The sequence below is a fragment of the Acidisphaera sp. S103 genome, assembly GCF_009765975.1.
In the GTDB taxonomy this organism is placed as follows: Bacteria; Pseudomonadota; Alphaproteobacteria; order Acetobacterales; family Acetobacteraceae; genus Rhodopila.
In genome coordinates this window covers 48899-58108 of sequence record NZ_LMUJ01000063.1, presented here as the reverse complement: position 1 = coordinate 58108, position 9210 = coordinate 48899, and the positions used below count along the sequence as shown (strand labels likewise).

The following is a 9210-nucleotide window of genomic DNA, read 5'->3' as shown; positions in this document are numbered from 1 at the left end:
CCATTGTCCTATCGTCATGGCCGGGCGTGTCCCGGCCATCCGCGCTTCGTCCGCCGGTGCGAAGATGGCTGGGACACGCCCGGCCATGACGGTAAGGAAACGGCATGGGCGAGGCCAACGGTGGGGACGATACGGCCATGGTGATCGCCCCCATCGATTGCGACATCCACCCCGTCGTTCCCAGCATCGCCGCCCTGATGCCCTATCTCGACGACCACTGGCGCGAAACCGTCGTGCGGCGCGGCATCGAGGACCTGACCACGATCGCCTACCCCACCCGCAATCCGCTCAGCTTCCGCCAGGACCTCCGCGACGAAACCGGCCGCACCGCCACGGACGTCGCAACGCTGGGCCGCCAGGCGCTGGACCCGTTCGGCACGCGCCTCGCCATCTGCAACTGCCTCTACGGCGTGCAGGCGCAATTCAGCGAGGACCTCGGCGTCGCGATGACCCGAGCATTGAACGACTGGGTGGCGAAGGAGTGGCTGGACCGCGATCCGCGGCTGCGCGCGTCCATCGTCGTTCCCATGCAGAACGCCGAACACGCGGTGGACGAGATCAACCGCTGCGCCCCCGACCGGCGCTTCGTCCAGATCATGCTGCTGGTGGGCAGTGAGAACACGCTGGGCCGGCGGCAATACTGGCCGATCTACGCCGCCGCCGAACGCCACGGCCTGCCCATCGGCATCCACGCCGGCAGCATGTATCGCCATCCGATGACGCCCGTCGGCTGGCCCACCAGCTTCACCGAGGAATACGTCAACCAGGCCACCGCCTTCCAATCTCAGCTCACCAGCCTGATCGCCGAGGGCGTCTTCGCGAAATACCCCGGCCTGACCGTGGTGCTGATGGAATCCGGCGTCACCTGGCTGCCGGCGTACCTGTGGCGATTGACAAAGTTCTGGAAAGGCCTGCGCAGCGAGATCCCCTGGGTCTCCGATCCGCCCGGGTCCATCGTCCGCGACCGCGTGCGGCTGACGTTGCAACCGTTCGATGCGCCGCCCGACCCGTCGTCGGTGATGCGGCTGATCGACCATATCGGGTCGGACGAGATGCTGCTGTTTTCCACCGACTACCCGCACTACCAGTTTGACGGCCAGCAGCCGATCCCCGAGGGCCTCGATCCGGACCTCGCTCGGAAAATCATGGCGGAGAACCCGCTGCGAACCTATGTTCGATTGAACGAAAAGGAGACCGTGCCATGAACGTGGACGTCCTCAACCGCTCCGGCGTCCAGGCTGCTTCGACATCGAAGCTGGCCATCGCCGACTGCGACATTCATCCCCGCCCGGCCGGCGTCGGCATCGGCGGTGTCAGCACGTCGCTGTATCCGTATCTGACCAAGCGCTGGGTGGACCATGTCGAGGAATTCGGCATCCAGTATCGCCAGCCCTGGGAGAAAGGCTCCGCCTACCCGAAAGGCCAGCCCCAGGCGTGCCGGCGGGATGCGTTCCTGCCGGACGGGCGCTCGCCCGGCAGCGACCTGGCGTTCATGGCGCAGCAGCATCTCGACCCGAACAACGTGGCGCTTGGCATCCTGAACCCGCTGACCAGCGGCCAGGGCGCGACCAACCCGCTGCTGTCGGCCGAGATCACCCGCGCGACAAATGAGTGGCAGAAGGCCGAATGGACATCGCAGGACAAGCGCCTGCGCGGGTCCGTCGTGGTGCCTTACGAGGACAGCGCGGCTTCCGTTAAGGAGATCGAGGCACGCGCCGGCGATACCGACTTCGCCCAGGTGCTGCTGTTGAGCCGCACCGCTGAACCGCTGGGGCAGCGCCGTTACTGGCCGATCTACGAAGCCGCCGCGGCGGCCGATCTGGCCGTCGGTATCCACGCCTTCGGCAACGGCGGCTGGCCCAACACCGCCGGCGGCTGGGGCAGCTATTACATCGAGGAAATGGTCGGCCACGCCCAGGCGCAGCAGGCGCTGCTGGTCAGCATGATCCTGGAAGGCGTGTTCGAGCACCTGCCGAACCTGCGCGTCGTGCTGGTCGAAGGCGGCCTGGCCTGGGCCGCGGCGCTCGGTTGGCGCATGGACCGCCAGTGGGCGAAGCTGAAACGGGAATTGCCGCATCTGAAGCGCGCACCGTCGGAGTACATCCGCTCCAACGTCTGGTTCACCACGCAGCCGGTCGAGGAACCCGAACCCCGCAGCCAACTCGCCGAGGCGCTGGAGTGGATCGGCTGGGACCGCATCCTGTTCGCCACCGACTACCCGCACTGGGATTTCGACGACCCCGCACAGGCGCTGCCGATCAAGTTATCCGACATGCAGCGGCAGATGGTGTTCCGGGACAACGCGAGGGCGGTCTACCGGCAGGCCTGATCGGGTTGGGGTGGGTCTGTCAACCCGACCGAATCGACCTGCCGAAACCTCGATCGAGACGCTTGCCGCGTCATGGCTCGGCGCCAGCCCGAGCCATCCGCCGCGGCCAGTAACCCACCACAGGTTTGGACAGGGTGCCGTAGCATTCTTCCCGGCGCCCGGAGCGGCAGTCGGCCGGTCTTGGTCAGAAGAATGGGCCACCGCCGGAAAGACCGCTGTGCGTGGAAAGCAGACGCAGGAAGGACCTAGCCGTGATAGCTGGTTTGCGCACTTCCCGCTCATTCCGCCGAGTTGCAGGGGCTCCCGGAAGCGGACACGAGGAGGTAGGATGATGGTTTAACCTTCCCGCTAATATGGAAAGTTCGTCCCGAGAGCCGATTGTGGCGGCGTGAAGAGCCGCAAGCACTTGGCGCGGGTGGCGGAGGTTGCTTTTTCCATCGACGGGATCGATCTAAGCAGCATGGTAAAAAGAAATCAGGCCCGCGCAAAATAAGGCGTTAGCGGTGCAATTTGCCTCCTTGTTTAGCGATCGAGCCAAAGCTCTGGCTTCGGAGTATGTGGCTTCTTTACCCACTCGAGGTTTCGCTCGCCAGAGATGATAGAAATGGACAAGCTCGAAATTACCGATGAACTGCCTCAAGAGAAGCTCATCTACGGACGCGGCAACCTTGGATATGATGCCGATGTCGTTCAGGAACCTGTTTGCGTGTAACCGAGCCATAGTTCCGGGCGTCATTGCGGATGGTTCCGGTATGATTTCGCTGTCTCGTCCAAAGCCATGTGCGTACATGTTCCGTAGCCGGCGAATCGCTTCAAGCCGCTTCAGATTTGCGGCGATCGCCGCGGGAATGGTTCCGAATAAGGATCGAAAACCCTCAGCCCTACTGCTCCAGTCTCCTACAGTAACTCTTCTGATGTCCTCGTCATAGGGGATCTCTTTGCCGATTTTGAGCAGTTGCGTTCCGTCAACAGCGCTGGCGATACCGTGACGTGCCATCGGAGCGGACATCAGTGCGGACCGTACAACCTGCCGTAGGTACGTTTCCAGATAGGAGGTAGCCGACACAAGAGAGCTGATGCGGAGCCAGTTCTCGAGATCATCTCTGGCATCTAGCCAATCGCCAGCAGTTGTGGGTATTCGAACAGCGTCCGGTCCCGTCGCGTGAAATAGGGTCGCGGTCCGAAAGGTTTTGTCCGAGGAGACCTTTTGCCTTGCCAGGTAGCCCGCATAGTCTGAAATCACTTTGAAGGACCAATAATGCCGATTTATCTCGGTCTCGTGCTGATTGAGCGCCCTAAGGGCGAAGGTCCGCTCCATCCGAGGAACCGTGCGAGAGAACACATTTGTCATGCTGACCGACCGCCCGAGCTCCATTTGATGCAGGCGATATTTTTCCCGGGAATGTCCACGCTGTAAACATGACATAGTTCAGAGGATCGGACGATTGCTCGGGTTTAGTCTGGTGTATCCTCGAGGTAGGATAGCGCGGAAATCGGGATGAGTGCGTTGTTGATGGTTTGCTCGCCCTTATGAGACCCCGTGACAACGACACCGATGACCTGACCATCGGCATTCAGGCCGGGCCCGCCGCTGTTTCCTCCGATAATCGGCGCCGAAACCCTCATTCGCCGAATACCGGAGACCATTGTGAATGAGATGATACGGCTGTCCATGACGGTGATCTCATCACCGAGGCGGAATTCTGGCCATCCCACCACCTGAACAAGATTGTTCCGGCTTGGTGCGGTTGCTGCGATCTGCAGGGGTTCGTATTCTGAAGCTGGAATGTCTGCGGAAATGACAGCAACGTCGACGGTCGGCTGAGATCGGGAAATCTTGAAGGAATAGCGCTTGGATGGGTTGTCAGGCCGGAACAAATACTTGACCTTAGAATTGTCGATGCCATCCCACTCGACGCAGTGCGCGCATGTCACCCAGCCCGTACCTTCGAGGTAGAAGGCCGTTCCCTGCATCAAAGCTCCATCTGATGGTTCGCTATCGGGCGATAGCTTGTCTCCATCGCACTCAATCACCCACACCGCTCGGCGCAGGCGGGCCGTGAATGCTTCGAAGGCGGTCGCCGGAATGATAAGCCATTTCTCTGCGAGCTTGTTGAATCGTGTCGCGAGCCCAGCATAAAGCGTGTCCCTCTGGCCTCGTATATAGGCGATATGTTCGATTCGCCCACGGATGACATCCTCAATCGCCGCGGGTGGCCGGCTGGGATTGGCTGATCGGCGATAGACGTCCTCATACTGCTTCTGCAGATGCAGGGTACCAAGCTTTTCCCATTTGAAAAGTGTCGCTCTGATGTTGCGAATGAAGCGTCTGTCAACGTTCCGCTTGACGTTCACCACAACCCCAGTCACCTCCTGGCGCTGGGTCTTGGTCAGCAGGCGCACCTTGCTTTGGTTGATCGTAAAGCCGTTCGCGGTGACAACGCCGATGATTGCCGCCCCGACGGTGACAGCGGCAACCCCGTCGATCTCTGCGATCGTGGCGAGATCTTTGGGAAACCTAGCCTGATTGGTCGAAAAAGTAATGTCATCTGCATATCGCGTGTAGGAACAGCGATGCGTCATTGCCACTCGGCGTAGCTCGTTGTCGAGATTCCAACAGATAAGATTCGAGAGCACTGGAGAAGTCGGCGCACCTTGCGGCAAGCTTCCCGTGCGGCAGCATATCTGGGCAAGTAGGGTCGCTACATCCTTGTTAAAGTGGAATACTTTCTCAAATAGGCCGATGACACGCCCGATGTGGATGGAGTCAAAGAACTCATTGAGGTCGATCTTCAGGATATAGCGTTTGTCAAGATGTACATTACCGTTGGTGGCGATGCTTCTTTCCAGGGCAAAGCCATGGACAGGGTTACGCGTGCGATAGACCGCACAAAGATATTTGCTGAGCGACCTTTGAATCTTCTTCAATGAAGGATTGGGGGCCGAGATCGTCCGCATTCCGCCACTGCGCTTCTTAATGGCGAAGCTAATGTACGGTTTCGGATGACGGAAGACTTGATAGGCTAGGCTGCGCCTATTAACCCCGAGAAGGGCCGCCACGCCGTCGCGGGTCTTCAAGCCTCTAAACGCCTGTTCGAGCTTGGCCTGTTCGGTAGGATCATTCACAGGAAGTACAGGTCCGCCGGAGTATTCTCATTCCAGAATCATGGCGTTCATCGCGTATATCCATGGACTGCGCAACGTGATCGACGATGGTGCCTCTGTGCGCACCGTTTGAGAAGCCCAGCAGTTACGACCGGGCTAAGGGCAATTCCTCCAAGCGGACCATTTGGGGAAAATGCATGGAACTCCGAGCCAGGGCAACCCCCTGATGGGCTTGTACTGGAAGCCGTTTGAGGTAAGAACGTCTGTGCTCTCAAGGTCCGCTCTCCTGGTCCAGTTGCCCAGATGCGGAACGTTAGTTCTCGGCCAACACAGGTCATGGTGCTGTCAGCGCGAAATGTCCGGTCTCGGTCGCCTGCGGCCATCCGCCCAGGCGCCCGTCCAGACTGCGGCAAAGTCCCAGCAACAAGCGGTTCAACCGATGCACCATTTCTACTTTATGGCTCTGTCCTGACCAATTGGGGTAGACCCATGGCGACGGGGAAACGGCGTCGACCCGAACCGATCATGTCCGCATGCCCTCTTCGGCACGCGATAACCGACGGAAAACCGGGTGCTACCCATGTCCACCCAACAACTCGAACCGGCACAACATCACCAATCCTTGACTTATTTCCTATATGAACTTACAATTCCAGGAATGGAAACCTCCTCTCCGCCACCTCCGGCCATCGATCTTTCCACGCCCCTGTATTACCAACTCGTCCACACCCTAACCGACCTACTACCGCCGCCGCTCGACGACACGCCCGAAGCCCTCCGCGCCAGAAACCACGCCGCCATCGCCAAGGTGGCCGCCCTGCTGCCGGTCAACGCGAACGAAGCCGATCTCGCCGCCCAGTGCATCGCCGCCCGCGCCCAGGCCGAGGACCTATTGCGCCTGCTCCGCCAAAACGCCGGCGACATCCAACTGATGCTACGCCTGAACGCCCAATACAGTTCGATGGTGCGAACCTCGCTGTCCGCCCACGCACGCCTAATGCGGGTGCAAGCCGAGCGCCAGAAACGGGACGCGATCGACGGCGCGGCGAACCAGGACGCGTGGGTTCAGCATATCGCCGAACGGTCGATGCTGGGCGTGATGGATACGGATTCCGGGCCGCGGGACGCGCCGTCGCCCACAGCCACACCCCCGGCACAACCCGAAGCGGCGCCCCCGACCTGGTTCGGAGGGGTGCCGGCGGCGGCGCCCGAAGATATGCACCCAGCGTGGCTCGGAACAACGCCAGCCGAGCCGCCGGCAGCGTCTGAAGACCAAAGAAATGTATCAAAAGCCGAGACAAACTCTCACAACACGGCTTTTGAGACGCAGTTGAGCGCAATACACTGGAACGGGGTGCCCAAAAGATTGGGTAAAACGGGTCCACGCGACGTTATCCACGAATTCTTGGCCAGATCGCGTTTAGCCGCTCGAGAATCGCCCGCAAACGGCCTCGAAATGCTCGGAAGGACGAACGACGGCGCCCATATCGACGGGAAAGTGCCCCAATCCCCCGCTCCGGTGCCCTGAACCCGTCATCCCGAGAGGCTCGGGCGCAGTCCAACACCAAACCGATCAGCCGGCACACCCTTTAGACGACCCCGGCCTGGCCGGCGGCCGTGCCATAAACCTGGGGCACCGGACCCGAAAATGACCTCCACCCCGTAAACCAAGAACCGCCGCCTCCAGCCCACGACTCTTGCGACATTAGATGGTGTACCATATATTGCGTCACCAACTAATGGCCCACCAATGAAAACCCAGCAGCAGCTTCGCGACGGTTTTGGCCGCCTCATCGCCCGCACCGGCCGGCAGTGGCGCCGCGCGGTGGACCGCCGCCTGCAACCCTTCGGCCTCACTGAGGCAACGTGGCTGCCACTCATCTACCTCGCCCGCACCCCCGCCCCGGTGCGTCAGAAAGACCTCGCCGCCTCGCTCGTCCTCGATGGGTCATCCGTCGTGCGCCTGCTGGATGCGCTGGAAGCCGCCGGCCTCATCGAACGCCGCGAGGAAAGCGTCGACCGCCGGGCCAAGATCATCACCGTAACCGATCGAGGATTGTCGATCATCGACCAGGTCGAAGCCGTCTCACGCGACGTCCGCAACGCCACCCTCGTCGGCCTGTCCCCCGACCAAATCGAAATCGCCACAAACGTGCTGGACCTGGTCTGCGAAAACCTCGCGAAACAGCAGGACAGCGAGGTGTGACAGCGTCCAGCGCCGAAACGGCGCCGATGAGCGCCACGAACCGCATCATCATCACGACCTGCACGATCATGGCGACGCTGATGCAGTCGCTCGACAGCACCATCGCCAACGTCGCGCTGCCGTATATGCAAGGGACGATGTCGGCCAGCCAGGAAGAGATCAACTGGGTGCTGACCAGCTATATCGTCGCGGCCGCGATCATGACGACCCCGACCGGTTTCCTCGCCGCCCGCTTCGGCCGCACCCGGCTGTTCGTGACGGCCGTCGTCGGATTCACCGTAGCCTCGGTGCTGTGCGCCCTGGCGGACTCGCTCGATGAAATCGTGGTGTTCCGGGTCCTGCAAGGCATGTGCGGCGCCGCGCTGGTGCCGCTGTCGCAATCGGTGATGTTCGACATCTACCCGGTCGAGCAACGCGGCAAAGCCATGGCGCTATGGACCATGGGGGTCATGGTCGGGCCGATTTTCGGCCCCATCCTGGGTGGCTGGCTGACCGAGAACCACAGTTGGCGCTGGGTCTTCTACATCAACGTCCCGTTCGGGATCGTGACGGCCTTCGGCTTGCTGACATTTCTGAAAGAGTCGCCCTACGGGAAATCGGTCCGGCTGGACTGGATCGGCTTCGGCGCGCTGAGCCTGGCGATCGGCGCATTCCAAACCATGCTCGACCGAGGCGAGACGCTGGATTGGTTCGCCTCACCGGAAATCATCGCGGAGGCATGCCTGGCCGGCGTCGGCCTGTATTTGTTTCTCGTCCAGTTTTCCCTGGCACCCAAACCCTTCCTGTCACCCAGACTGTTCGCCGACCGGAACTTCGTCGTCGGGATCACCCTCTATTTCACCATGGGGCTGATCATGTATGCGACCCTGGCCCTTCTGGCGCCGTATCTGCAGACCTTGATGGGCTATCCCGTGGTAACCGCCGGTATCGTCCTGGCGCCACGGGGAGCCGGCCTGATGCTGGCCGCGCCGCTGGTCGGCCGGTTGGTCAACAAGGTCAGCCCACGCCTGCTGGTCGGCATCGGCTTCGCGACAGGGGCCTTGGCACTCTACGAAATGACCTCCTGGACCCCCGACGTGTCGGAGGGAACCATGATCAGCGTCGGTTTCCTGCAGGGCCTCAGCATCGGCTTCATGACCATTCCGATCAACATCATCACCTACGCGACGCTGCCCGCCACCATGCGGACCGAGGCCGCCGGCATCTACAGCCTGATGCGAAATCTGGGCAGCGCCATCGGCATCTCGGTAACCGGTGCCCTGCTGGAGACGAACACGCAAGTCAATCACGCGCTGATCGCCGGCGGGGTGACTCCGTTCGAGCGCGCCCTGCAAACCGGGGCCGCCCTGCGGTTCTGGAACCCCGGCTCCATCCACGGTGCCGCGATGCTCGACCAGGAGATCACGCGGCAATCCCAGATCATTGCATATATGGACGATTTCAAGCTCATGCTCATCCTCGCCATCGTCGTTGTCCCGCTTCTGCTACTCGCTCGGCCGCCACGGCAGGCCGTGACCCCGGCCGGGTCCCGAGCCGCCGCGGAATGAGGGCGACCGTTGCCCCATCCCCC

General features: G+C 61.4%; 7 protein-coding genes. 5 read left to right on the top strand and 2 right to left on the bottom strand.

Going from position 1 to position 9210, the window contains the following annotated elements; translation table 11 throughout:
* Positions 1-104: 104 nt before the first annotated feature.
* Together GSQ89_RS21020 and GSQ89_RS21015 are read left to right on the top strand one after the other, a co-directional pair.
* Positions 105-1205 (top strand): amidohydrolase family protein, encoded by a 1101-nt coding sequence (locus GSQ89_RS21020; protein WP_216856306.1) that lies wholly within the window; start codon positions 105-107, stop codon positions 1203-1205.
* A complete protein-coding gene (locus tag GSQ89_RS21015; RefSeq protein ID WP_158928857.1) occupies positions 1202-2329 on the top strand; it encodes an amidohydrolase family protein in 1128 nt (375 codons plus the stop codon). The genes GSQ89_RS21020 and GSQ89_RS21015 overlap by 4 nt, the downstream gene beginning before the upstream one ends.
* 451 nt (positions 2330-2780) lie before the next feature.
* On the opposite strand, the gene GSQ89_RS21010 is transcribed toward GSQ89_RS21015, so the two are convergent.
* Complete coding sequence (locus tag GSQ89_RS21010; RefSeq protein ID WP_158928855.1) at positions 2781-3680, bottom strand: hypothetical protein; 900 nt, start codon at positions 3678-3680, stop codon at positions 2781-2783.
* 104 nt (positions 3681-3784) lie between these two features.
* Positions 3785-5455: a reverse transcriptase domain-containing protein gene (locus GSQ89_RS21005; protein WP_158928853.1), complete on the bottom strand. Its 1671-nt coding sequence runs from the start codon at positions 5453-5455 to the stop codon at positions 3785-3787.
* Positions 5456-6014: 559 nt separating this feature from the next.
* Between GSQ89_RS21005 and GSQ89_RS21000 the strand changes: the two genes are divergently transcribed.
* From GSQ89_RS21000 to GSQ89_RS20990, 3 genes are all read left to right on the top strand, one after another.
* Positions 6015-6962 carry a hypothetical protein gene (locus GSQ89_RS21000; protein WP_158928851.1) on the top strand — a complete coding sequence of 316 codons (948 nt, stop codon included), beginning with the start codon at positions 6015-6017 and terminating at the stop codon, positions 6960-6962.
* Between the two features lie 222 nt (positions 6963-7184).
* Positions 7185-7640, top strand: a complete 456-nt coding sequence (locus GSQ89_RS20995) for a MarR family winged helix-turn-helix transcriptional regulator (RefSeq protein WP_158928849.1) — start codon at positions 7185-7187, stop codon at positions 7638-7640.
* Positions 7637-9187: a DHA2 family efflux MFS transporter permease subunit gene (locus tag GSQ89_RS20990; RefSeq protein WP_216856305.1), complete on the top strand. Its 1551-nt coding sequence runs from the start codon at positions 7637-7639 to the stop codon at positions 9185-9187. Before GSQ89_RS20995 ends, GSQ89_RS20990 begins: the two co-directional genes overlap by 4 nt.
* Positions 9188-9210 lie beyond the last annotated feature (23 nt).